We start from the raw sequence: 23,976 nt of genomic DNA on the forward strand, positions 1-23,976 counted from the left end.
GCTACGCGCGACCTCCGACACGCGTCCGCGCGGGAGCCGGGCAGCGTCAGAACCCGAAGGTCGTGACCGGCGGCACCGATCCGCGCGCGAGGGCGTCGAGCACGACGAGCTCGTGCGGCACGACCGGGCGAGGCAGCGAGTCCAGGCGGCACCATCGCAGGTCCGCGGCCTTGTCGCGTTCCTGCAGGACGGGTGTCCCCTCCCACCGGCGGCACTGGAAGAACCAGTCCACCCGCTCGTCGATCGGCTCGCCGGTCCCGTTGGTGCGGTGCATGCCCGTCAACCCGACGAGGTCGGCCGCAGCGATAGTGACTCCCAGCTCCTCGCGAGCCTCGCGCACCGCCGCGGCGACCACCGACTCGCCACGTTCGACGTGCCCGGCCGCCGCGCACGCCCAGTGCTCGTCCATGTACCCGGTGCCGCGACGGAGCTGGAGCAGGACCTCGTCGTCACGCCGGAGCACGACGTACGCGGCGGGAACCACCTGGAACCGGTCGACAGTCACGCGAGCCACCGTAGCCACCGCGGGATCGCTAGGACCGCACGTCGCTCGCGCCGCCGACGCCTGCGGGACGCGTCCGTCGAAGGGTGGTGACGGGGTGCGTGGGCAGATGTCGGCGGCGCGAGGATGCGCACAGGCGTCGACGGGGGTCGCCGAGAAGACGCCAGGCGCGCCCGGAGCGGCAGGAGGTGAGACCGCCCCGGGACGATGCGGCTGACGTCAGCGCTCGTGCCGGTTGACGGCCGAGATGATCGCCTTCAGCGAGGCGGTCGTGATCGACGGGTCGATGCCGACGCCCCAGAGGATCTCGTCGCCGATCGCGCACTCCACGTACGCGGCCGCCGCGGCGTCGCCGCCCGCACTGAGGGCGTGCTCGGCATAGTCGAGCACCGCGACGTCGACGCCGAGGTCCTTGAGCGCCGACACGAACGCCGCGACCGGGCCGTTGCCCGAACCCTGCAGCGTGAGGGCCGTGTCGCGGTCGACGAGGTCGACCTCGAGGGTGTCCGGGCCGTCCTCGACGCTGGTCCCCCGGGTTCCGCGCAGCGAGAACCGGCCCCACGGCGCGAACGGGCTGCCCGCCTCGACCGGCAGGTACTCGTCGTTGAAGATGTGCCAGAGCTCGTCGGCCGTGACCTCGGTGCCGTGCTGGTCGGTGTGCCTCTGCACCACCTGGGAGAACTCGATCTGCAGGCGGCGCGGCAGGTCCAGGTCCTTCTCGGACTTCATCAGGTAGCTGATGCCGCCCTTGCCCGACTGGGAGTTGACCCGGATGATCGCCTCGTACGAGCGACCCACGTCCTTCGGGTCGATCGGCAGGTAGGGAACCGCCCAGACGAGGTCGTCGACGGTCACGCCCTGCGCCGCGGCCGACACCTCCATCGCCGCGAGGCCCTTCTTGATCGCGTCCTGGTGCGACCCGGAGAACGCGGTGAACACCAGGTCGCCGCCGTACGGGTGGCGCTCGGCCACCGGCAGCTGGTTGCAGCGCTCGACCGTGCGGCGGATGTGGTCGATGTCGGAGAAGTCGAGCTCCGGGTCCACCCCCTGGCTGAACAGGTTCATGCCGAGGGTGACCAGGTCGACGTTGCCCGTGCGCTCGCCGTTGCCGAACAGGCAGCCCTCGATGCGGTCGGCACCGGCCAGGTAGCCCAGCTCGGCGGCCGCGACAGCCGTGCCGCGGTCGTTGTGCGGGTGCAGCGAGAGGATCACGCTCTCGCGGTAGCGCAGGTTGCGGCTCATCCACTCGATGGAGTCCGCGTACACGTTGGGCGTCGCCATCTCGACCGTGGCGGGCAGGTTGATGATCACCTTGCGGTCCGGCGTCGGCTCCAGCACCTCGAGCACCGCGTTGCAGATCCGCAGCGCGTACTCGAGCTCGGTGCCCGTGTAGGACTCGGGCGAGTACTCGTAGAACACGTCGGTGTCCGGGATGAGCTCCTCGTACTTGCGGCAGAAGTGCGCACCCGAGACCGCGATGTCGATGATGCCGTCCTCGTCGGAACGGAACACCACCTCGCGCTGCAGCGTGGACGTCGAGTTGTACAGGTGCACGATCGCCTGCTTGGCGCCCGCGATCGCCTCGTACGTCCGCTCGATCAGGTGCTCGCGCGCCTGGGTCAGCACCTGGATCACGACGTCGTCCGGGATCAGGTCGTCCTCGATGAGCTTGCGGACGAAGTCGAAGTCCGTCAGCGAGGCCGACGGGAATCCGACCTCGATCTCCTTGAAGCCCATCTGCACCAGCAGCTCGAACATCTCGAGCTTGCGGGCGGGGTTCATCGGCTCGATCAGCGCCTGGTTGCCGTCACGCAGGTCCACGGCGCACCAGCGCGGGGCCTTCGTGACGCGCTTGTCGGGCCACTGGCGGTCGGGCAGCTCGACGCTGATCTGCTCGTGGAACGGACGGTACTTGTGCACCGGCATCGACGACGGCTTCTGTGCGCTCGTCTCCAGATAACTCATGGGGTCCTCGTCCTTCGGGGCGTTCGGCGGGGGGTCAGCCGGCACACGCGACACCGCGACGAGGTTGCGGCCTAGAGGGCCTCGTCGCGGCAACGAAGAAGGAGGGTGATCCCGAGCACGATGTCACCGTACCCCGAAGGCGGGACCCTGTCGCAACCCGTGCCGTGTGCCGAGATGCGGCCGCGCCGCGTCCGCCGGGCTGTCGCGTCACCTCAGGGCGACGAGGACGCCGTCCCCGAGCGCGTACAGCTGCGTGCCCAGCTGGACGACCCGTGACGTGCTCTCGGGCATCGGCCACACCCACTCGAGCTCCCCCGTCTGCAGGTCGAGCGCGACGAGCTCGCCGGGATCGTTCGTCCCGCCGCTGAGCACCGCAACGCTTCGACCGTCCGAGAGCGCCGGCCCGGAGACCGCCCCGAGGTCGCGCACCCAGACGGTCTCCCCGCTCCCGGCGTCGAGGGCCGCGAGCGTGCCACCGTTGCGCACGACCACGCGTCCCTCGGCGTCGACCGAGACCCGGGTCGCGGGGGCTGTCGACGTCCAGACCGGTTCGTCGACACCGACGCGATACGCGCCGACACCGTCCTCCCCCAGACCGTCGGCCGTGAGGACGAGCCCCGACGCGCCGTCGGAGACGTCCTTGTTCAGCACGGAGCCTTCGGCGGTGAGCCACGGCTCTCCCGCACCGTCGGACAGCGACGAACGCGCGACGATCGCGGAGTCGATCAGCCGGTACTGCACACGCACCAGGGTTCCGTCGGCCGTGAGCCGGGACTCGTCGACCCCCAGCGCCTCGGCCGGTCGCGGCTGCCGCTCTCCCGTGGCTGCGTCGAGGAGCAGCGTGCTGTCGTTGCCCTGCGCCATCACCAGCCCGCCCGCGACCACGAGCCGGATCCGCCCGTTGCTCGCCGAGCGTGCGGTGACGAACCGCTCCATCTGCCAGACGGGCCGGGCCGTGAGGGGGTCCAGACGGGTCACCGTGAGCAGCCCGAACGTGTAGGTCGCGACGACGAGGTCCGTGCCCGCCGCGGCCGTCGACATGACCCAACCGTCGATCGGGTGCTGCGCACGGACGGTGCCGTCCACCGGGTCGATCGCCCACAGGGTCGCGACGCCCACCGCCGTGTCCGCGTCGGACACGAGGTCACGCCGGTCGCCGGACGGCACCGGACCGACCACGCACGCGAGCAGCGCGGACGCGCTCTTGCACATCACGGCGCTGGGCACCGGGTCGCTTGCGAGCGGCAGCGTCCAGCGTGTCTCGCCCGTGACCGCATCCAGGCCCACGATCCGGCGGTCGCGCTCCACGGTCCCGGCGGCGGCGACCACGACGTCGCCCACGAGCAGCGGTGTCGTCGTACCGTCGATGTCGGCGGTCCAGTGCACCTGCGGCGGCGAGTGCAGGGACGCGACCGCACCGGCGAAGGCCGCCGGGCCGAGGACCGCCTCGCGCTCGCGTGCGGTGAGCCAGCGCGGCCCACCCACCACACCCGTCACCAGCACCGCGAGGACCGTCAGGATCGCGGCCGTCGCCCAGGCAGGTCGGCGCGACGCCCAGCCGCGGGCGTCCAGGGCGGCATCGTGCAGGCGTTCGGGCGCGGAGCGGACGGGCGACGACCCGTCCATCGCGTCGTCGTCCAGCCCCACGAGCTGCATCGCCGGCCGTTCGGCCAGGCGTCGCTCCGCCATGCCACGACTCTAGGCCGCCGGAACCGCCCCGGGCGTCCTCACGAGTCGCATCGAGCAGTCTCCGAACACGACGGTCGAACCCACCCGGAGCCGCACCTGCTGGTCGGCGCGGCACGCGATCTGGCCGCCGTCCGGCAACGTCACGACCGTCCCGTTGGTCGACCCACGGTCGGCGACCCAGACACCGCCCGGGTCCACCCCGATCTGGAGGTGCGTCTTGGACACCGAGCGGGTCGGGTCGGCGACCCGCACGAGCTGGACGTGCGCCGCCTCCGACGCCGGGTTGCGGCCGACCAGCGCGACGCGCTCGATGCTCACGCGGCGCCCGTCGGACAGCTCGAACTCCGCGACCGCGATCTCCGGCTGCGCGGGCGGCTCCGGGACGACGTCCACGCGCACGTTGACCGGGCGCGTCATCTCGAGCTCGGGCGCCAGGCCAGGGCTGAGCACCCCGCCGACGACCGGGATAGACCTCGTGTCGAGGTCAGGGCTGCTCCGGCGCGGAGTGACGGGCGCGAGAACCAGCGCAGCAGCCGGTGCCGGCCGATCGGTGGTCGTCGCGAGCGACGGCACCTGCGCCCACTCCGGCACCGTGGTGGGACCTCGCGGAGCCGGCGCAGCCTCGGTCACCGGCGGTCGGCTCCGACGCGGCGGCAGCTGAGCGGCCATCTGGACCGACTCACGCAGGTCGAGGACCTCGTCGCTCGCCGCTCGGTCGTGCCAGCCGCGGTTGCGCCGGGTCCGGTCGAAGAAGGGCGAGGCGAGCACGAGCAGGCCCCCCAGCAGAGCCACCGCGAACCCGGCCGCGACGACGACCGTGCGTACGAAGACGCGTGCGACTCCGATCGGACGACGCGACTCGACGTCCAGCGTGCGTATGCCGACCGCGAGCCGCCCGATCGTCCAGCCGTTGCGCGCGTGCAGCAGCCACTGCGTCACCACCAGCGCACCCGTGAGCGCGAGCCCGATCGTCATGATGCCCAGAGCGTCGTCGGAGGCCGTCGAGCCCGGCTCGGCACCAGCCCAGTCGACGACACCCTTCGCCACGACCCAGCCGGCGACGGCCAGCCACACCAGAGCGTCGAGGAGGACAGCCGCGGACCGGCGAGCCATCGACGCGGGCGGCGCCGTGTCGGCGTGTGCGTTCCGGGCGTTCACCGGCACTCCTTGTCTCGATCGTTGCGTTCGCATCTACGACACGACCTTGCCTCGGCGCGCCGTGCGCCGCCGTCGCCTCTCCTGGCGCAAGGACGCCGGAGAGAGCCGGGCCCGCATGCGACGTCGCCAGCCGACGCTGTGCGCCATCGCGTCGACCGCCTCCTCGACGTCCGCCCAGTAGGCCGCAACCTGCTCGGTCGACGGCGCTCCCGGGCTGAACACGGCACGGTCGGCGGACCTCGCGAGCGCTCCGACGCGCGACGCGACCACGGCACCGTCGGGCGCGTCCTCGAACGAGAGCGCCAGGGCCCGGGCCGACTCGTTGCGTGTCGCGAGGCCGCCGGTGGGCCGGCGCAGGTCCCGTGCCGCGTCGAGCACCTCGTCCCACCCGCCCGCGACTCGAGCGACCGGGTCACCCTTGCGGCGACGACGACGGCGGCGACGAACCTTGAGCAGCACGATCACCAGGAACGGCGCCGCGAGCAGGGCCAGCGGGATCGCGACGACGGTGGCGACCTTGGTCACCTGGAGCCACACCGGGGCCGCGTCGTCGTCCGGAGCGGGGTCGTCGGTCTGCGGCTGCTCGGTGTCCTCGTCCGGCGGCCTGACGGCGGCGGGCGGAGGAGGCGGAGGCTGCACGACCTGCGGGTCAGGCTCGGGCTGCTGCTCCTGGTCGTTCTCCTGGGGCGTCTGCTCGACGGGCGGCGTCGGATCGAACGGGATCCAGCCGTAGCCCTGGAAGGGGATCTCGACCCAGGCCTGGATGTCCTTGCCGGTGACGGTGATCGGCTTGCCCGAGGTCTCGAGCGGCGCCCCGTCGGCGTCCACGCCCGGCCGGAAGCCCAGCACGACGCGCGACGGCAGTCCCATGTCGCGCGCCATGAGTGCCATCGCGGCCGCGTACTGCTCGCCGTCGCCCACCATGACGTCGCCGCCCAGCAGGGAGGTGATCCGGTCCGCGCCGTGACCCGACAGCGACACGTAGTCGCCCGCGTCGACGATCCCGTGGCTGAAGAAGCCCTGCTCGTTGAGCCAGCTCGACAGCGCCGTCGCGATCTGCACGGGGCTGCCCGCGTCCCGGGCGACGTCCGCAGCGGTGATCGAGACGGTGTCCGGCACCCCCGCGGGCACCGGCTGCGCGACGTCCGAGGCGGGTGCGCGACCCACGGTCCTGTCGCTCGGTGTGGGTGGCACGATCACGTCGACCGCGTACGTCAGGCCGTCTGTCAGCCCGCCGGTCAGCACGGCGCCGCCCGTCGCGTCGTTGTAGCGAAGGCCGGTCGTCGTCGTCGTGTCCGAGACGTGGAACGCTGTCGCCTGGCCGACGGTCGGCAGCCAGACGCCGCCGAGCTCGTCGATCGTGAAGGTGATCTCCGCGGCCTCGCCCCGAGCGCTCGTCTCGATCGTGTCGCCGACCCGCCGGAACTCCCCGGACGCCTCGGCGGAGCCGTCGCCCGAGACGTTCCAGACGACGCCGTCGTAGCGGTCCATCGTCGCGAGCCGCACCCGCGCGCCGTCGGGCAGACCGCTCACCGTGAACAAGGGCGTGTCGGCGTCCTGCTTGACGAACTCACGGAACGCGGACAACGGGCTCGGGTAGTCGCGGGGGTCGAACGGCGGCACGATCTCGTCACGGACGACGAACCGTTCGGTGGACCCGACGACCACCGGCGCGCCGGCGGCACCGGCGGCGACGGCGACCGCGACGAGCACCCCCGTCGAGACCGTCCGTCGCAGCCGGAGCATCCCTGACCGCCACGAGGCCCACCCCAGCAGCACCACCGCGAGCACGCAGCCGGTGACCACCGGTGCGGGGAACGACGGCGTGCGCACGCCGAAGACGATCGCCGCGAGCACGCCGAGCAACGGGACGAGCGCCGCCGAGGTCGCGACGTTGGCGTTGCGCACGCGCAGGGCGATGGCCACGGCCACCGCGGCGCCGACGTACGCGAGGATGAGCATCGTCAGCAGCAGGACACCGCTGCCGCCGAGCGGGGGCTGCAGGGTGAGCGCACGCTTCCACGTCGAGCCGACGCCGCGCGCGACCAGGCTCACCGTGCGACCGGTCGGGAGGACGCCGCCGATGGTCGTGCGGGGAGCGCCGAGCGGGCCGGCCGCGAGGACGAACACGACCAGGAGCACGGCGACCACCGCCGGGGCCGACCACCGCCGCCAGGCGCCGACCGCGACGACCGCGGTTCCCAGCGCCAGGCCACCCACCAAGGACGGGAGTGCGACCAGGTCGCCGTAGACCTCCAGCAGCGGGACGAGCGCAAAGCCGAGCGCGCCGACGAGGCACAGCACATCGACCGCGCCCTGGGCGAGGGTGCGCGGGCGTGGCCTCATGCGATCACGCGCCGCAGCAGCCGGGGCAGGTCGTCGAGGGTGCCGAGCGTCGCGAGGCTGAGGGTGCCGTGCGAGCGCACCGAGACGTCCGCGCCACGCTCGCACCGCACCAGGACGGTTCGGGTGCCGGTCGGCACGTGGCGGGCGCCGAAGCGCAGGTCCGACTCGGACGGCACCGAGCCGGTGACGAGCACCGCGACCGAGGCCTCGGGAGCCTCCCGGACCACCCGACGGCCGAGCAGTGCCACGCCTGCGCCGGTCGAGGCGAGCACCAGTCCCGAGCAGCCGTCCAGCAGCAGCGGCGGCGTCTCGACGCGCAGCATCCCGGGGCCTGCGAGCACGGCGAGCTGACGCTCCTCGCGGATCGTCTGCACACCCACGGAGGCGACGACCGACACCGCCAGCTCGAACTCGTCGTCGCTCGCGTAGTCCCGCGGGTCCGTCGCGAGTGCGATCGCCGTCTGCGTGCGTCGTGTGTCCTCGAACTGCTTGACCATCAGGCTGCCGCGACGCGCAGTGGTGCGCCAGTGGATGTACCGGCGGTCGTCGCCCGCCACGTAGTCGCGCAACGCGTGGAAGGACAGGTCCGAGTCCGACAGGTCTCGGGTGGCCTGACCCTCGAGGTCGCGCAGGTGGCCCGAGCTCGCGCCGGCGAGCGAGACGAGCAGCGGGTGCACGAACAGCTCGACCGGCCTGGTCCAGTGCACGCTGCGTCGCGCGAGCCCGAACGGGTCGCCGCGCACGGAGCGGACAGGGCCGACGACGATCACGGCCCGCCGGGCGGTCGGGATCGCGAACAGGTCGTCGTGCTCAGCACCGGGGCTCAGGCTGGGCACCGCGAACTCGGCGACCACCTGGCCCACCGGGAGCTCGACGCGCGACGGCAGGGACCTGCGCCGGGCCGCGTTGCGGACCTCGAGCCTGCCGAGCGCCCGCTCCCCGACCTTGACGCGACGATCTGCCATGTCGAGCGAGATCACGTACCGCGCCCTGCCCACCGTCATCAGCAGGGAGACCACCAGGACCGCGCCCAGGGCACAGCCGACGGCGGCGAACTCGAGCCACCCGAGGCTTCGGCCCAGCACCAGCGAGAGGAGGGCGACGAACGCCACTCCCCAGCCGACCGGTGAGATCCGAAGACCCATCGCGCTCAGGCCGCCCGCAGGGCCGGCGGCGCGACCGTCTCGAGGATGCGTGCGAGCACCTCGATCGCCGTGACGCCGGCGAACTCGGCCTCGGTGTCCAGCACCAGGCGGTGCGAGAGGACGGGCTGCGCGAGCTCCTTGACGTCGTCGGGGATGACGTACTCACGGCCCTGCGAGGCCGCCCACACCTTCGCGGTCCGCACCAGGGCGAGCCCCCCGCGCACGCTCGCGCCGATGACGGTCTGGGCGTCGTCGCGAGTCGCTTCCGTCAGGCGTGCGACGTAGTCCAGGACGACGTCGTCGATGTGCACCGTCTGCGCGAGGTCGGCCATCGTGCCGACGGCCTCCGTCGTGATCCGGGGCTGCAGGTTGATCGTGCGGTCCTTGGCCCCGGCAAGGATCTCGATCGTCGAGGCCCGGTCCGGGTAGCCGAGGGAGGTCTTGATGAGGAAGCGGTCCAGCTGAGCCTCGGGCAGCCGGTAGGTACCCGCCTGCTCGATCGGGTTCTGCGTCGCGATGACCATGAACGGCCGGCCGGCCGGGTGGGTGACGCCGTCGACCGTGACGTTGCCCTCCTCCATCACCTCGAGCAGCGCCGCCTGCGTCTTGGGCGATGCGCGGTTGATCTCGTCCGCGAGCACGACGGACGCGAAGATCGGGCCCGGGTGGAACTGGAACTTCTGCGTGCCCTGGTCGTAGATCGTCACACCCGTGACGTCGGACGGCAGCAGGTCGGGCGTGAACTGGATGCGGTGGTGGCTGCCCTGCACGGTCGCGGCGAGCGCCTTCGCGAGCGATGTCTTGCCGGTGCCGGGCGCATCCTCGAGGAGCAGGTGCCCCTCGGCGATCATCGCGGTGAGCGCGAGACGGACCGTGCGGTCCTTGCCGAGCAGCGCGAGGCCCACGTTCGTCACGAGGGCGTCGAACGTCTCCGCGAACCAGGTGCTCTGCTCGGGGTCCATGTGTGCGTTCTCCAGATGGTGGTTCGTCGGGTCGGGCTCGGGTGCTGCGGTCCTGCTCAAGGTGTCGGCACCGGTGACGGCACACCTGAGGCCTCCACGGGCTGGCTCGGTGGGCCCCACCCCACGGAGTTGCGTGCTTCGACCGTGATCCGGACCGTGGTGCCGGCCGGGAGGTCGATCGTCGCGGTGGTCACGTCACCCTCGTCTGTCACGGTCGTGCCGTCGCTGACGTTCTCCACGGTCCAGCGGTACCGGTCGACGTTCCGGCCGTTCGGCGCGGCCTCCGACCAGGTGACCTGCGCCGTGCCGTCCGGCGCCGGGACGACCGTCACCAGGTCCGGCGCGCCCGGCCGCGACGGTGCGCCTGCAGGAGCCGCGCCGGACCCGATCTCGCTCCAGCCCTCCGAGTTGTGCACGCGGTACTCGACGGTGACGTCGCCGGACTCGTCGACGACCGCGGGCGGCGGGCCGTCGAGCCAGCCTCCCTTCCCATTCACCCGGTACTCGCGCTGGTCGATCGCCGGGCCACCGGTTCCACCCTCGACGTAGCTGACGTTCACCTGGTCGATGCCGCCCGTGTCGACGATGACCTCCGGGGTGTCGGGCCGCGTCACCGCTGTCACGGAGGGCAGCGCGAGCCACTCCCCGGCCAGGCCACGCGAGTTCCAGGCACGGACCCGGTACGCCACGGTCGTGCCGCCGACGAGGTTGTTGATCGTGGTCGTCGTCCCTGCGACGCGAGCGGCGATCCCCTCTATCTCGTACTCGACGATGGACACGCCGGCGCCACCGCTCTGGACGGGCGCGTGCCAACCGAGCGTGATCGAACCGGCGCCCCACGCCGCGCCGTTGTGCACCGCCCCGGCAGACCCTCCGGTGGGCGCTGTCGGCTCGCTCCAGGTCTCGCCCGTGTCCGTGCCCCACGGCGAGGCACCCGCCTTGTTGGTCGCACGCACGGCGATCTGGTAGCTCTGCCCGCGGACGGCCCGGAAGCTGTAGGCGGTCGTCGAGGCGTCGAACGGGATCGGCGCGGCGCTGTCGATCGTGAGCTCGTACCCGCGCACAGGGTCGCCGTGCCCGTCCGGGACGGTCCAGGTGACGTCGATCGTCGCGTCTCCCAACCAGCCGGTCGGGTTGCGCGTCGCGGTCACGACGGGCGCGTTGGGTTCGGCCGCCGGGATCATCGGCTGCGACATGTCCGACCACGGCCCCGGGTCGGGAGCCTTGTTGTGTGCGCGCACGCGCACCGAGTACGCGGTGCCGTTGGTCAGCCCGGAGAACGTGTGGCTCGTCGTCGTCGAGGTGACGCTCGCCGAGCCGGACGGGGGCGTCGGACTGATCTCGAGCGTGTAGCTGGTGACGGGCGAGCCGGTCGACACCGGCGCGGACCACGAGGCACGGACCGAGCCGGACCCGAACTCGAGCGTCGGCGTGCCTGGCTGGGCAGGAACGGCGTCGGGGCGGGCGGGCGCCGAGCTGGGGCTCGGGTCGGACCAGTCGACGTCGTTCCGCGCGGCCACCGTGAACGTGTACTCGGTGTCGTTGACCAGGTTGTCGATCGTGCATGCCGTGCTCAGGCAGGTGCGCACGATGTTCCCCGGCGAGGCGACGACCCGGTACTCGATGATCTGCGAGCCGCGGTTGTCGGGGGCGTCCCACGAGAGGACGACGGTCCCGTCCCGGACCTCCCCGATCCGGGGAGCCGTCGGCGTCGCCGGCTTGCCCCGCACGACGGTGTAGATACGTCCCTCGACCTCGCGGGCCGGGTCGCCCGTGACGTCCCTGACGCGGAACCGGGTGACCATCTGCCCGATGAAGCCCGCCGTGGGTCGCACGCTGACCGTGCTCTGCGTCGAGCTGGCGGTGCCCGCGTCCGGTGTCTCGACCGTGGCACCCACCACGGTCAGCGGCGAGCCCGGGAACGGGTTGTAGGCGTTCTGGAGCACCTCGACGGTGCTCTCCTTGCCCTCGACGCCCACCTCGTGCACGTCCACCACCTGAGCCGTGCGCCGCGTGCTCGCGAGGACCCGGAGGTCGATCGTGGCCGGCATCGAGCCGCTGCGGCCGTAGCCGATCTTCAGCGTCAGCTTGTCCGTGCGCCCCTTGGGCGTCGTCTTGTCGGCGGCGATCCGCAGCGTGCTGCCGTCGATCCCGCCCGTGAACCCCGTCGGGACGGCGGACGTCAGCTGGTAGGAGTACCGCGTCTGCGCCTGGTCCGCGTCGTCGCCCTCGGGGCCTTCCGTGAACGCGCGCAGGTCGACCGACAGCTGCGGCTCACCGGGCGCCAGGTCGATCGTCGACGGCGTGAACGTCGGCGGGTGGTCGTCGACCGCGTACACCGTGATCTGCAGCGTGATGACCGACGTCCGGGCGGACGCGTCGGTACCGTCGGTGACCGGGACCGTGATCGACGCAGGTCCCGCGTAGCCCGGTGCGGACGTGAACTGCAGGACCTTCAGGCTGCGCACGAGGTCCGTGCTGTTCGACTTGGTGGCCGTGACGCCCGTCGGGTCCGCAACCGTCGCCGTGCGGCCGGGCGCGACCTGCACCTGCTCCTCGAGCGGGATCACCAGCTGCTCGCCCGACGCGACGCGGAGCGCAGGCGCCTTCGGGCGTGGCGTCGGGGGGAAGAAGCCGAGCGCGGGGACCGTGATGAACGCGTACGAGGCTGCCGTCGGCGACCGCCGGTTGGCCAGCAGGAACGGCACCGTCTGTGCGTGGTCCACGAGCTGCACGACGACCTTGTCACCGATCACCGCGGCGACGTCCTGGACCGACTCGGGCACGGAGACCACGAGGTCGCTCAGCGGACCGCTCGGGTTCTGGGCGACCGAGAGCACAGCGACGGTCACCTCGGTCCGGCCGATCGTGTCGAGGGCGTTGACGACGATGTCGCGCGCGATGGGGGCCGCCACCTGCGCGTTCGGGTCGATCGTCACGGTCAGCACGCCGCTGTCCCGGCCGCCGCGGGCGTTGGACACCGTGTAGCCGATCTGGATCACCCCCGGCGTCTCGGGCGCCCGCACGATGATCCGACGGTCGTCCACCTCGGCGAGACCCTCGGTCCCGGAGGCAAGGTCGAGCGTCGGCTCGAGCGTGAGCTCACCGCCGCTGGAGTCGATGTCGTTGGCCAGCACGCGGACCTCGACCCGCTGGCCCGGCCCGACGGTGACCTCGTCGTCCCGCGCGGTCACGGGTGCCGTACCGGTCGGCCGGGGGCTGATGCCGACCCGGATCTTGGCGACCGCCCGCTGCCCGGTCCAGTCCTCGACGGCATACGTGAACTCGTCGGTGTCGAGCTCGTCCTGGTAGGCCTGGTACTCGAGCCAGTCCGGTCCTACTGCCGTGACGCGCCCGTGTGAGGGCGCCGACGCCTGACCCAGCAGCGTCACACCGTCGCCGTCCGGGTCGATGCCGATCAGAGGGATCTCGATGCGGACCGTGTCACCCTCGAAGACGCGGGCGGTGAGGTCACGCGGCCGCGGTGGGGCCTTCGTGCTGGCGTCGGACTCGTGCACCCGCACCGTGAGGGTCGCGGCCGTCGCGTTGCCGGTGGAGTCCTGCACGGAGAACGTCGCGCGCGCCGTGAGAGGGGTCGACGGAGCCTGGTACCGCAGCACGTCGCCGGAGACGAACAGCAGCCCCTCGCCCGGACCGAGCGGCTCGGGGAGGATCGGGCTGAGGGTGGGCCGGTCACCGTCCGGGTCGTACGCGTCGTCGAGCACGGGGATCGTGACGACCCCGCCCGTGCGGACGTTCACCTCGACGTTCTGCACGACGGGCGGCTGGGAGGACGACGACGCCGGGACGGGCTGCACGACGATCTCCCCGATCGTCGACGACTGACCGTTGGACACCGAGTACCGGAGCACGACGGGCTCGACGAGGGTGCGCTGCGCGCGGATCTGCACGAGGTGGTGGTCCAGCACGGCCACCTGGAGGCCCGACCCCTCGGGGACGTCGACCGCCTGCAGGACGAGCACCTTGCCCGCGGGGTCGGAGTCGTTGTCGAGCGGGTCGATCGTGACCTCACCGCCGGCTGGGAGGGACGCCCGGTCACGCACCGCCACGGGGGCCTGCGCGGTCTGCGGCCACTCCTTGACGTCGACGCGCGCCAGCCCGGTGGCCTGCTGCGGCGACGCGGTCACGAGGAACGGGACGTAGTAGGTCCCCGCGCGCGCGGCCGAGAAGGTGAACGTGCCGGCCTGCAGGTCGCTGGTCACGGTCGCGCCGACGACCTCGTCGACCCCGGCGAGGCGGGGCGGCTCGTTCGACAGGCTGCGCACCGACGCGAGCGGGTACAGCGTGACCGGCTGGCCCACGTACGTCACGGCGAACACCGGATCGATCTGGGGCGGCAAGGACCCGGCGGGGCGCACGTCGATGTCGACAGCGCCCTCGGTCGTCGAGGTCCCGTCGGACACCAGCAGCTGCACACGGGTCCGTCCCAGGCGGGGCCCGTCGGCCTTGAACGTCAGCGTGCCGTCCTGCCGGAAGCGCACCGAGCCGGCGGCCGGGTCGGCCGTCGCGCCGACGAGCATCAGGTCGTCGCCGTCCGGGTCGACGAAGTCTGAGAGAAGCTGGTGATCGGCCTGGCCGCCCTGCTCGACGGTGAGGGCACCGATCCTGACCTGGTACGGAGGCTCGTTGACGCCCGCCGGGCGGGCCGTCAGCCGGACGTGCGCGGTGGACGGTGTCGTCGTTCCCTTGCCGTCACTGATCGTGTAGGAGAAGTCGACGGTGCCGACAGCGGTCGCGGCAACCTCGACCTGGAGCGCCCGGCCGCCGTAGATGGCGACGACGGTACCGAACTCCGGTGGCAACGGGTCGAACTCGACGATCGCGAGGATGCCGCAGTCCGACGTCGAGTCGTTGTCGATCACCGGAAGGATGGTCGTCCGACCGGGCCGGACGCCGAACGCGTCGTCCGCGGCCGTCGGGGGCGCCGACTCGTCCGAGCACTCGGTGACCAGGTCCTGGGTCGTCTCGGTCGACTGCGACTCGTCCTCGGTCTCCTCGGGGCTCTCCTGCGGCACCACCTCGTTCCAGTTCGGGACGTGCAGGTCCGTGTCCTGCAGCGGCAGCCACAGGCGACCGCGAAGCGTGTCGTTCAGGACCACGACCTGCCGGTTCACCCGGAACTTCAGCTCGTCCGAGCTCGTCATGTCCTTGAGGTCGCGCACGACGGCGTCGGTGCCGTCGCACAGCTGCAGGTAGGAGCCGCTCCCGGCCGCCCACGCGCCGTGCGCACACGTGCCTACCCGGACCGGCTTGGCCGGTCGACCGGAGCCCTGGGTGCTGTGCTCGACCACGTCGCCGCCGTCGAGCGGCACCTCGACGAGTGCCGTCGTGCTCGCGACGAGGACGACCGACGACGCTGGACCGGGCTGCTGCAGCACCAGGCCGTCGCCGGGCACCTCGACCGTGCCGTGCAGCGTGTGCACCGTCCTGCCGGACAGTGTCACCGGCTGGTTGCCGACCGCGGTGATCTGGTCGATGTCACCGGCGCCGAGGCTCCCGACGTCCGACTGGCTCGCCGAGCCCGTGCTCACGTCGAGTCGCGTCGCGGCACCGTCCGTGGCCACACCGAGAACCGCACCCCCCTGGGCGACGACGGCATTGCCGCCCTCGCCGAGCTCGAGATCGGGAGTGACCGTCGCGATCCGCAGCCCGTCGAGCTCGGTGATGCCCCGCGCCCACACGTTGCCGTCGTCGTCCGCGACGGCGACGACACCGTCGGCCATCGAGACCACCGCGTCGGGCGTCTCGATCTGCGTGGTGGTGGTGACGGAGGCCGGGTCGACCACCGAGACCTGGCCGGGCTCGACGAGCAGGACGTCGCCCGCGTCCTGCAGGACGTCGAACTCCGTGCCCTCGGCCACCAGGCCACCGTTGAGCTCCTCGACCTTCGCGTTGTACCGCCCGAGCTGCCTCTGGCTCGTAGCCGTCAGCCAGACCGCTCCGTCGTTCAGGTCGAGGCGAGCCAGCGGGAAGCCGTGGTCGACGAGTGCGAGCACGGCGATGAGCACGGGCACCGTCACGATCGCGGCAGTCGTGGTGATCTTCGAGCGCGCCCTGACGAACCTCACGGCGCACACACCTGTGCGGGGTTGGCCGACGCGCGGCGGTCCTCGCGGACGATCGAGACCTGGATGCAGACCTCACCGGTCCCGCCGTCGGACGGGACCGTGACCGTCGGCACGTCGACCAGCTCGAGCTCGGGCTCGCCGGTCGGCTCCAGGACGCCCCACAGGTACCGGTCGCCTACCAGCGGCTCGGGGTTCTCCCAGGTGAACACCACGGAACCGTCTGCCTGCCGGGTACCCGCCAGCGAGTGCGGTGCGGGGACCACGGCGTCGATCGCGGTCGGCTTCGAGTCCGGGCTGAACTCCGTCGCGTCGCCCGGTCGGTCGGCAGGGAGGTCGTCGCCGCGCAGAGCGACCGCGCCGAGCACGACCACTGCGGCCAGGACGACCAGTCCCGAGATGATGCCGACGAGCGGGCCGGTCCGACGGCGGGCCGGCTCGACGTCGTCCGTCGTCTCCGGCTCCTCGGGCGCGATGAACGTCGGAAGGCTGGGGCGCGCCGCAGGCGTGGGTGGTGGCGTCGCCGGTTCGACGCTCGACGGCACGGTCGTGATCGACCGCACGCGCGTGGCCTCGTCGGCGCCCGGGACGAAACCGACCGCCGGTCGCGACTCGACGACCGGCACCTGCGCGTCGACGCTCACGATCGAGCGGAGCCGGGTGGCGTCGTCCTGAGGGACCTGCAGCGAACGCCCGGCAAGGTCGCGCTGGTCCCGCTGCTCGCGACCCAGCGGCTCGTCGGTGAGGTCGAGCGGCGTGACGGGGAGGCGAAGGTCCGTCTCGACCTGCTGGAGGGCACGGGCCACCGCGGCTGCCGAGCCGTAGCGCCGCGCGGGCACCTTGGCCATGGCCCTGTCGAGCACCTGGAACAGCGCCGGCGGGACGTCGTCGCGACCCGTCGGTGGCAGTGGCGAACGCTCGATCCGTGCGACGAGCTGCTGCGCGCTGTTCTGGCCCCCGGCGATCTCGAACGGCGTGCGACCGGCGAGCAGCGAGTAGATGGTGGCCGCGAGCGAGTACACGTCGGAACGCTCGTCGCCCGTCGGGTGCTCCCCGAGCAGCTCCGGTGGAGACCACGGGATCGACATGCCGACCGTCGCCCCACCGCCCTGCCCCGTGGTCGCCGCGATGCCGAAGTCGGTCAGCGCGGGCCAGCCGAAGTCGGTCGTGAGCACGTTCGCCGGCTTGATGTCGCGGTGCAGGATCCCTGCCCGGTGCGCCGTCTCGACCGCCGACGCGAGCCGGATCCCGATGCGCAGCGCCTCGGGCACGGAGATCCGCTCCTGCCGGTAGCGGTCAGCCAGACCGGGACGCGAGCAGTACTCCATGACGAGGAAGGGACGACCGTCCGACGCGATCGCGGCGTGGTAGATCGTGACGATCGACGGGTGGTGCGACAGCTGGGCCATGAGGTTGGCCTCGGTCTGGAACCGCGTCCTGACGTCGTCGTCGAGACTGCCCGCGAGAAGGACCTTCACCGCGACCTCGCGGCGCGGCAGCTGCTGCTCGTACAGGAACACGTCCGCGAAGCCACCGAGGCCGAGTACGCGGACGGGCTCGTACCCCGGCAGCTGCGGCGGCGTCGAGGCTTCGCGGCGTGCTGTCACGAACCGCGCTCCAGGGAGAACGTCACACCGTCGCCGAGGTCCACGAGCTCGTCGAGCGCGACCACGCTGGGCTCGCCCGGGTGCAGCCGTCGTGCACCCTCGCCCGGGCGGGCGACGTGCACGCCGTTGGTGGAGTCGAGGTCCGTCACCAGCACGTGGTCACCCTCGACGCGCACCTCCGCGTGCGTGCGCGAGATGTCCTGCTGCGGGCTCGGCACCGTGATCAGACGCGGCAGCTCGCGGTTGGAGACTCGGGCGACCTGCGGCGCACGCCCGAGCAGCACGGCCCGGTCGAGCGGCACGACGAGCCCCGTCGAGAGGACGAGTCGAGCCGGCGTCGGGATGCCCGCGGGCGCGCGGAACGGTCCGGGGACCTCGTCCGCGGCCCACGACGGCAGCTGGTCGCGGATGTCCGCGAGGTCGGTGGACAGGATGGTCAGACCGTCGTGGTCGTCGAGCGACGCGCCCGTCAGCGGGACGGACGGGCCACCGGTGCCGTGCTTCTCGTCGAACGCGGAGTCGGACAGGAACGCCTCGGCGGCCGCGACGACGCCGGACGTGTCGCTGTGCTCGTCGGGGTCCGCGACGACCGCGACGGGGTCGGCGTGCGGTGCGTCCGCCGCCTCCGGCTCTGCCGCCGGCTGCTCCGGGTCGGTCTCGGCGAGCACCGGCGTGTCGACGACGCGCGTCTCGGCGAAGGAGCGGTCCCCACCCTCGGACTCGGCCGACGGCTCCGTGACGACGTGCGCAGCGACGGGCTCGACGTCCTGGCGGGCGCCCGCGGTGCCCTCGGGCAGGGCGAGCGCGATCCGGATGCGCGAGGCGCGCACGACGCCATCGGCGACCGGAAGGCTGGGAGCGTCCGTGGGCGCTGCGTCGACCTGGACAGCGACCGATCCGACACCGTCGACGACGCGCTCGGTCCAGGTGCTGACCTCGCCCGACCGCAGCGTCTCGAGGCGACCGTCGACGTCCACGACGACCTCGACGTCGCCGCGCAGCGCCGCGTGCACCCGACGCTTGTCGACCGACACGAGCGCGAACGGCGGAAGACCGGCGAACCCGTCGCGCGCGAGGAGTGCCAGCGCGGCGAAGACGCCCTCCCCGGTCTCCTGCCACAGGGCACGAACCGTGGACTCGGCGGCGTCCGGACCCAGGAGCGCGACGAACCCCGGGCGCACGATCGCAGTCCAGTCGCCGGCGCTGTACTCGGGAACGCTCATGACGAGTCCTCCTCGTGTGGCCAGCTCGCGTGGTCAGGCGTCGATCCAGGGCCGTAGAACCTCGGGACGGTCCTCCCGTTGAGCATCTCGTCCCACTCGTGCGGACCGAGGTCCTGCTCGACGCGCGGCACCGTGACGTGCACGTCCTCGTGCGCACCCGTCGAGGTGGCCACGTCGACCACCACGGCGCTCACGTTGTCCCGTGCGCCGTGCTCGAGCGCGAGACGGACCAGGAGCGCCGCGGCGTCCTGCGGATCGCTCGTCGAGGTGAGCACGCCCTGCAGGGCGTCCTCGCCCAGCTCCCGGGTCAGCCCGTCCGTGCAGATCAGGAGCCTGTCGTGCAGGCCGGCCGGCAGCAGCCAGTAGTCGGGCTCCGGAGCGTCCCCGGTGCCGAGGGCCTTCGTCAGCACGTGCCGCTCAGGGTGCGTCTCGGCATCGGCCAGATCGAGCTCGCCGAGGTCGATGAGATCCTGGACGACCGAGTGGTCCACGCTGACCTGCTCGAGGACCTCGCCGTCCCAGCGGTACACCCGTGAGTCGCCGACGTTGAAGATCAGCCAGTACGAGCCGCCGTCGTGCTCGGTCACGGCGACGCCCGCGACGGTCGTCCCGCCCTGACGCCCCCCGGTGAACTCGCTGCGGATCCGCGCTGCGGTCCGGGCGAAGCAGGCGTGCACGTCGTCGGCGCTCGCGGCTGCCTGCCCGGCCAGCTGGGCGAACTCCTCGACCGCGATGCGGCTCGCGAGGTCACCGGCGTCGTGACCGCCCATGCCGTCGGCCACGAGGAACACGGGCGGGTAGGCGAGGAGGGCGTCCTCGTTGACGTCCCGCACGAGGCCGCGGTCGGTCGCCGAACCCCACGACGTACGCACCTCGGTCCCCCTAGCTCGTCCCAGCGAAAAACCAGCACCCGATCGAGTACTTCCTCAGATCATCGGCGCACATCGTCGCGTACCTGAGCCTTCAGTACACAACGAACGACCGATCTGTGGGCGCATCTCCTGACCGTACGGTCAGATCCCGAGCTGGTACACGCCCCAGTAGGCCAGAACCACCAACAAGATGCCCGAGCCAACCACACCGCCCCAGAGAACCACAGTTCTCACGACACCCGGCGCTGGACGCTCGCCTGCGGCACGGACCCGGCGATACCGGCGGACGAGAAGGACCGCCGCGAGGACGACGGCGATGCCGAGCACCCGGACGAGGATCCAGCCGCCCTGCACGACGAGGTCGTTGCGCTCGTAGTTCAGCGCGAGCCTGGCGACCGAGACGACGTACCAGACGAGCACCCCGGCAGTGAGGATCGCGCCCGCGCCGACGGCCACGAGACGCGGCAGGATGCCGTGCGCGAACCTCGGTCCCGGCCCCGCCGACCGACCGCGCACCCGGTCGGCCGCGAGCTCGACCCCACGGGCGGCGCCGACGGCGAGCGGGCCGAGGACGATGAGTGCCAGGGCGATCCCGACGAGCACGAGCACGAGGTCGCTGTTCCAGCGCGGCTGCGGGACAGGGGCGGCGACGTAGGTCTGCACCGGCTGGTCGCCGGCGATCCGTGGTTCGGACGCGGCGGTCGCGGGCAGCCCGAGGATCCACCCCGACAGGTCGCGCAGGAACACGTCGTCGATGACGCCGTCCACCCGGATCCCGTGGTTCGCGCCCTCGTAGTAGCGCACGGTGACGTCGCTGTTCTCGGCGAGCGCCGTGTCGTCGATGATCTGCTGCGCACCCTGGATCGTCGGCATCGAGATGTCTCCGGTGCCGTAGACGACGAAGACGGGTTGGTGCATCCGGCGTTGGTACGGAGTGACGTCGAAGTCGGCGTACTCGAACCCGCCGCCGGGGATCGACATGCCGACCGCGCGCGGGATCGCACGGAAGACACCGTGCGGCACGCCCGTGTTGCGCAGGTAGGAGTCGACGGCGAACGCGGCCTGCTGACGAGGCGGGACCACCGGCGAGGACACCAGGACGACGAAAGCGACGTCGGGGTGCTCCGCTGCGAGGACCGGCGCGATCCAGCCCCCCTCGCTCTCCGCGTACAGCCCGACCCGGTCCGGGTCGACCCCCGGCCATTCCTGGAGGAAGCTCACCGACGCGTCGTAGTCCTCGGCCATCGCGACGTAGTCACGGTGGCGGGTCGTGTACGTGTCGAGCCGCTTGTTCGGCACCATCGCCACCACGCCCGACGCCGCGAGCGCGTGGGCCTGCGCGAGGAACGCGATCTCGTACTCGCCGGTGCCCGCGCCGTGGATGAAGACCACCCCGGGCTTCGGGCCGTCGAGCCCGACGGGTTCGCTGATCCGCGCCTCGGTCGTCTCGCCGTCCAGCTGCACCGTGACGATCGACGTCTTCACCTCGTACTCGCCGACGGGCGCGGCGTCGCCGATCGCCGTCGACGAGGTCTGGACGACGAGCGGGTCGGTCAGCGGCATCGGGTCCCACTGCGGGCCCAGCACCGCGCCCAGGATCGCGAGGACGACGACTCCGAGCACCGTGCTCGCGACGATCCGGTACACCGACCGGCTACGACTGCCGATCGCGGGCGCCCGGGTCCCCTCGACGTCCGACTTCAACATCCTCAGAAGCCCATCTTCCCGAGCTGCTTGGGGTCGCGCTGCCAGTCCTTCGCCACCTTGACGTGCAGGTCGAGGTAGACGCGGGCACCGAGCAGGGCCTCGATGCCGCGGCGTGCCTCGCTGCCCACGTCCCGCAGCCGGGCGCCGCCCTTGCCGATGATGATGGCCTTCTGGCTGTCCCGCTCCACGAAGAGGTGGACGCGCACGTCGAGCATCGGCACCCCGTTCGCGGCGGGCTCGTCGCGCGGCACGATCTCGTCGACGACGACCGCGAGGGAGTGCGGCAGCTCGTCGCGGACGCCCTCGAGCGCCGCCTCACGGACCAGCTCGGCGACCATCACGGCCTCCGGCTCGTCGGTCAGCTCGCCCTCCGCGTACAGCGGCGCGCCTTCGGGCAAGTACCCGATGAGCACCTTCTCCAGCACGTCGACCTGGTAGCCGCCGATCGCCGAGACCGGCACGATGTCCGCCCAGTCCCCGAGTCCCTGGACCGCCATGAGGTGCTCGGCGAGCTTGCCCTTGCCGACGAGGTCGGCCTTGGTCACGATCGCGACCACCGGCGTGCCGCGGCCGTCGCGCGCGAGCTCGGTCATCTGCTCGGCGATGAACCGGTCGCCCGGGCCGACCCGCTGGTCGGCCGGCAGGCAGAACCCGACCACGTCGACCTCGGTCAGCGTGTCCTTGACGAGCGCGTTGAGGCGCTCGCCCAGCAGGGTGCGCGGCCGGTGGAGGCCGGGCGTGTCCACGAGGATCAGCTGGGCCTCGGGGCGGTGGACGATGCCACGGATCGTGTGCCGCGTCGTCTGCGGGCGGCCGGACGTGATCGCGACCTTCTGGCCGACCAGCGCGTTGGTCAACGTCGACTTGCCGGCGTTGGGGCGCCCGACGAAGCAGGCGAAGCCGGATCGGAAAGTCATCGGGGTGCTCCGTGGTTGTCGGACGCGTGCGTCCTCGAGGGTGGCGAGCTCGCGCTCTCGTGCTCATGATCGGGCTCGGGCGCAACCTGGCTCACCAGGACGGTGGCCAACCTGCGGCGCCGACCCTCGACGCGGTCCGCGACGAGGTGCAGCCCGTGGATGTCCCCCGCAGACCCGAGGAGTGGAACCTTACCGAGTGCTTTGGCCAGCAGGCCGCCGGCACTGTCCACGTCCTCGTCGTCGACCTCGAAGCCGAAGAGCTCGCCGAGCTCGTCGCGACCCAGCCGAGCGGGCACCCGGAACACGCCGTCGCCCAGGTCCTCGACGACGGGGGCGGTCGGGTCGTGCTCGTCGGTCAGCTCCCCGACGATCTCCTCGATCGCGTCCTCGATGGTCACGAGCCCCGCGATGCCGCCGTATTCGTCCACCACCATGGCCATGTGCGAGGTGCCCTCCTGGAGCTCCCTCAGCAGCTCGTCGACGGGCTTGGACTCGGGCACGAACACCGGGGGCCGGGCCAGCGAGCTGGCCGGGGCGTCGAGCATGGCCTGCTGCTCGTTGTTGTTCGACCTGCCGGTCGGCGCGATCGGCAGTCGCAGCACGACGTCCTTGAGGTAGAGGACGCCGGTCAGGTCGTCGACCGACTCGCCGGTGAGCGGCACGCGGGAGAACCCGGAGCGCATCAGCAGGGCGAGAGCCTTGCGCACGGGCGTGTCGTCGGGCGTGGTGACCATGTCGGTGCGCGGCACCATCACCTCGCGCGTGAGCGTGTCACCCAGCTCGAGGACCGACCGGAACATCTCCCGCTCCTCGTCCTCGATCACGTCGGACTCGCTGACCCGCTGCACCATCTCGCGCAGCTCGTCCTCGTCCTCCTCGGCGGAGCCCTCGGCGGGCCGGCCGACCGCACCGAGCCGTCCCGCGACGGCGGTGACGACCACGAGCGGCCCGGACAGTGCCGTCAGCGTGCGGACCGGGTGCCGACGACCGAGGGTGCGCGGGCTCGCGCGGACGAGCAGGAACGCCACCAGACCGCACAGCGCGACCGAGATCAGCAGCACCGCCCACCACGGAAGGTCCCCGGCGCTCACGGCGAGCGCGATGCACACGGTCGCCGTCATCTCCGTCAGCAGCCGCACGAACGCCGCCGCGGCCGCGACCCGGTTCGGGTGCTCCGTCAGCGCACGCACCCGCCCGGCGGCCGGGTGCCTCTCGGCGACCAGCTCGGCCACAGCCGCGCGGGAGACCCGGACCACGGCGACCTCTCCCGCCGAGAGCGCCGCTGCGGCGGCGATCCCGAGGACCGCGAGCAGGACGAGCAGTGCGACGGGGACGTCGGTCATCGGGTAGCCAGGAACGTCAGCAACAGCTGGCGCTGGAGGGCGAACATCTCCTTCTCCTCCTCCGGCTCGGCATGGTCGTAGCCGAGCAGGTGCAGCAAGCCGTGCGTGGTGAGCAGCAGGAGCTCCTCCGCGGTGGAGTGGCCCGCGGTGCGCGCCTGCTGAGCGGCCACCTCGGGGCACAGGACGACGTCACCGAGCAGACCCGCGGGCGTCTGGTCACCCTCACGGCCCGGACGCAGCTCGTCCATCGGGAACGACAGGACGTCCGTCGGGCCGGGCTCGTCCATCCAGCGCACGTGCAGGTCCGTCATCGCCTCGGTGTCGACGAGACGGATCGAGACGTCGGTCTGCGGGTGCACGTGCATGGCGTCCAGCACGTAGCGGGCCAGAGCCGCGAACTCCGCCTCGTCGACGGCGAACCCGGACTCGTTGTTCACATCGACGCTCATGCCGA

Annotated in this window: 15 protein-coding genes; all 15 read right to left on the reverse strand. The window is 72.1% G+C overall.

What is annotated here, in order from left to right:
- Positions 1 to 46: 46 nt before the first annotated feature.
- Positions 47 to 505 carry an NUDIX hydrolase gene (locus AC1DPN_RS13070; protein ID WP_477085168.1) on the reverse strand — a complete coding sequence of 153 codons (459 nt, stop codon included), beginning with the start codon at positions 503 to 505 and terminating at the stop codon, positions 47 to 49.
- Positions 506 to 721: 216 nt separating this feature from the next.
- Positions 722 to 2,467 (reverse strand): 2-isopropylmalate synthase, encoded by a 1,746-nt coding sequence (gene leuA, locus AC1DPN_RS13075; RefSeq protein ID WP_477085169.1) that lies wholly within the window; start codon positions 2,465 to 2,467, stop codon positions 722 to 724.
- A 207-nt stretch (positions 2,468 to 2,674) separates the two neighbouring features.
- Positions 2,675 to 4,156, reverse strand: coding sequence for an outer membrane protein assembly factor BamB family protein (locus tag AC1DPN_RS13080; RefSeq protein ID WP_477085170.1), 1,482 nt, complete (start codon positions 4,154 to 4,156; stop codon positions 2,675 to 2,677).
- Between the two features lie 9 nt (positions 4,157 to 4,165).
- Positions 4,166 to 5,314 (reverse strand): RDD family protein, encoded by a 1,149-nt coding sequence (locus AC1DPN_RS13085; protein ID WP_477085171.1) that lies wholly within the window; start codon positions 5,312 to 5,314, stop codon positions 4,166 to 4,168.
- A gap of 33 nt (positions 5,315 to 5,347) precedes the next feature.
- Positions 5,348 to 7,660, reverse strand: coding sequence for a transglutaminase-like domain-containing protein (locus AC1DPN_RS13090; RefSeq protein ID WP_477085172.1), 2,313 nt, complete (start codon positions 7,658 to 7,660; stop codon positions 5,348 to 5,350).
- Complete coding sequence (locus AC1DPN_RS13095) at positions 7,657 to 8,805, reverse strand: DUF58 domain-containing protein (protein ID WP_477085173.1); 1,149 nt, start codon at positions 8,803 to 8,805, stop codon at positions 7,657 to 7,659. Before AC1DPN_RS13095 ends, AC1DPN_RS13090 begins: the two co-directional genes overlap by 4 nt.
- A 5-nt stretch (positions 8,806 to 8,810) precedes the next feature.
- A complete protein-coding gene (locus AC1DPN_RS13100) occupies positions 8,811 to 9,767 on the reverse strand; it encodes an AAA family ATPase (RefSeq protein WP_477085215.1) in 957 nt (318 codons plus the stop codon).
- 56 nt (positions 9,768 to 9,823) lie between these two features.
- Positions 9,824 to 15,856, reverse strand: coding sequence for an Ig-like domain-containing protein (locus AC1DPN_RS13105; protein WP_477085174.1), 6,033 nt, complete (start codon positions 15,854 to 15,856; stop codon positions 9,824 to 9,826).
- Positions 15,853 to 17,460 carry a serine/threonine-protein kinase gene (locus tag AC1DPN_RS13110; RefSeq protein WP_477085175.1) on the reverse strand — a complete coding sequence of 536 codons (1,608 nt, stop codon included), beginning with the start codon at positions 17,458 to 17,460 and terminating at the stop codon, positions 15,853 to 15,855. The genes AC1DPN_RS13105 and AC1DPN_RS13110 overlap by 4 nt, the downstream gene beginning before the upstream one ends.
- Complete coding sequence (locus tag AC1DPN_RS13115) at positions 17,457 to 18,683, reverse strand: FHA domain-containing protein (RefSeq protein ID WP_477085176.1); 1,227 nt, start codon at positions 18,681 to 18,683, stop codon at positions 17,457 to 17,459. The genes AC1DPN_RS13110 and AC1DPN_RS13115 overlap by 4 nt, the downstream gene beginning before the upstream one ends.
- Positions 18,680 to 19,555, reverse strand: coding sequence for a PP2C family protein-serine/threonine phosphatase (locus AC1DPN_RS13120; protein WP_477085177.1), 876 nt, complete (start codon positions 19,553 to 19,555; stop codon positions 18,680 to 18,682). Before AC1DPN_RS13120 ends, AC1DPN_RS13115 begins: the two co-directional genes overlap by 4 nt.
- A 141-nt stretch (positions 19,556 to 19,696) precedes the next feature.
- Positions 19,697 to 21,262, reverse strand: a complete 1,566-nt coding sequence (locus AC1DPN_RS13125) for an alpha/beta hydrolase family protein (protein ID WP_477085178.1) — start codon at positions 21,260 to 21,262, stop codon at positions 19,697 to 19,699.
- 2 nt (positions 21,263 to 21,264) lie between these two features.
- Entirely contained in the window at positions 21,265 to 22,179 is a 915-nt protein-coding gene (gene era, locus AC1DPN_RS13130; protein ID WP_477085179.1) for a GTPase Era, read from the reverse strand.
- Positions 22,176 to 23,522 (reverse strand): hemolysin family protein, encoded by a 1,347-nt coding sequence (locus AC1DPN_RS13135; RefSeq protein ID WP_477085180.1) that lies wholly within the window; start codon positions 23,520 to 23,522, stop codon positions 22,176 to 22,178. The genes era and AC1DPN_RS13135 overlap by 4 nt, the downstream gene beginning before the upstream one ends.
- The gene (gene ybeY / locus AC1DPN_RS13140) at positions 23,519 to 23,971 is read right to left on the reverse strand and encodes an rRNA maturation RNase YbeY (RefSeq protein WP_477085181.1); all 453 of its coding nucleotides are present in this window, start codon (positions 23,969 to 23,971) and stop codon (positions 23,519 to 23,521) included. The genes AC1DPN_RS13135 and ybeY overlap by 4 nt, the downstream gene beginning before the upstream one ends.
- Positions 23,972 to 23,976 lie beyond the last annotated feature (5 nt).

The sequence above is a fragment of the Cellulomonas sp. P4_H4 genome (assembly GCF_056400865.1).

Excerpts from the sequence above, each read along its gene's own strand:
- AC1DPN_RS13095 (WP_477085173.1), bottom strand. The coding sequence starts at position 8,805 with ATGGGTCTTCGGATCTCACCGGTCGGCTGGGGAGTGGCGTTCGTCGCC.
- ybeY (WP_477085181.1), bottom strand. The coding sequence starts at position 23,971 with ATGAGCGTCGATGTGAACAACGAGTCCGGGTTCGCCGTCGACGAGGCG.
- AC1DPN_RS13115 (WP_477085176.1), bottom strand. The coding sequence starts at position 18,683 with ATGAGCGTTCCCGAGTACAGCGCCGGCGACTGGACTGCGATCGTGCGC.
- AC1DPN_RS13080 (WP_477085170.1), bottom strand. The coding sequence starts at position 4,156 with ATGGCGGAGCGACGCCTGGCCGAACGGCCGGCGATGCAGCTCGTGGGG.
- era (WP_477085179.1), bottom strand. The coding sequence starts at position 22,179 with ATGACTTTCCGATCCGGCTTCGCCTGCTTCGTCGGGCGCCCCAACGCC.
- AC1DPN_RS13135 (WP_477085180.1), bottom strand. The coding sequence starts at position 23,522 with ATGACCGACGTCCCCGTCGCACTGCTCGTCCTGCTCGCGGTCCTCGGG.
- AC1DPN_RS13100 (WP_477085215.1), bottom strand. The coding sequence starts at position 9,767 with ATGGACCCCGAGCAGAGCACCTGGTTCGCGGAGACGTTCGACGCCCTC.
- AC1DPN_RS13125 (WP_477085178.1), bottom strand. The coding sequence starts at position 21,262 with ATGTTGAAGTCGGACGTCGAGGGGACCCGGGCGCCCGCGATCGGCAGT.
- leuA (WP_477085169.1), bottom strand. The coding sequence starts at position 2,467 with ATGAGTTATCTGGAGACGAGCGCACAGAAGCCGTCGTCGATGCCGGTG.
- AC1DPN_RS13090 (WP_477085172.1), bottom strand. The coding sequence starts at position 7,660 with ATGAGGCCACGCCCGCGCACCCTCGCCCAGGGCGCGGTCGATGTGCTG.